This is a genomic window from Campylobacter sp. BCW_6467 (assembly GCF_001762855.1).
Classification (GTDB): domain Bacteria; phylum Campylobacterota; class Campylobacteria; order Campylobacterales; family Campylobacteraceae; genus Campylobacter_D; species Campylobacter_D jejuni.
Map to the genome: position 1 here is coordinate 1,102 of NZ_MJXP01000046.1, position 1,044 is coordinate 2,145.

Annotated in this window: 1 protein-coding gene; it reads left to right on the plus strand. The window is 30.8% G+C overall.

Annotated elements, in window-relative coordinates; genetic code table 11:
• Positions 1-106: 106 nt before the first annotated feature.
• Positions 107-1,044: hypothetical protein (locus AJ888_RS06405; RefSeq protein ID WP_070296205.1), on the plus strand; the 938-nt coding region annotated here is incomplete at its 3' end.

Below are 1,044 nucleotides of genomic sequence, written 5' to 3' on the forward strand. Positions count from 1 at the left end.
AGCATAATATCAAAGAGTGAAAATAATGAATTTCATAACTAGACTAGCCACTACTATAATCATGGAAGATGGTTTATACATGGGTTAAATTAAGAAAGGATAGATAATGAGTGAGACTTATAAAATTTATACACCTAATGGATTGGCATTAGATGTGGAAAAAGATACCAATAAAATACTCTTTAAAGAAAATGTTAAGCCTACAGGCAACTATACCGAAGAATATTCCAAAGCTTTGTTTGAAGCACACAACATTAAACGAAACTCCCCCTACAAAGACTATAAACCCCAATACCTAGATCCTGAATTTCACACAGGGGAGAAATCTACTTTACTTGAATTTAAAGATTGGCAAAGTATATATTTAAAAGATCCTATCAAAGGAAGCATAGCTCCTTGGACTAAAGCAGAAAAAGCTTATTATCATTCTTTAAAAACCAAAAGAGAAAGATATAAATATTTAGCAATAAGAAGTGGATTAAGATCTGTGGTTATAGATATACCCTATGATGCTTATGCTAATGTAGATGAAAAAGGAAGATTGGTTAATGAAGAATACGCTTATATTTATGATGAAGTAAGTTCTCATCGTGGAACATTAAAATCTTATTCTTTCTTTAATGAATGGGAATTGTCTGCTTTACTTTTGGGAAATATTAAAGCTAGTCCCACAGCTGCCGTAGGATTTAAAGCAAGACAACAACAAGCATTGTTTTTACAAGCTCAACTTGGAGATAAAAATGCTTTTAAAAGTTTAGGTTTAGCAGTATTGTGTTCTAATTCTTTTCTTACAGGGCAACATTGGAATAAGCTTAGAGCAAAAATGATTTATGATTTACACGATTATCATTATGAGAGTTTATTAGATGAATTTGGTATGCTTCCTTTTTTAGATGAGATTATAGGAGCAGATTGGACGATTGATTTAAATAAATATGATTTTGCCTATGATGAAGAAGGTAGAATCATTTGGGCTTTATATGATGATATTGAAAAAGGTAAATTAAAAGATCCAAGAGATATAGATTCTACTCCTGAAAGTAG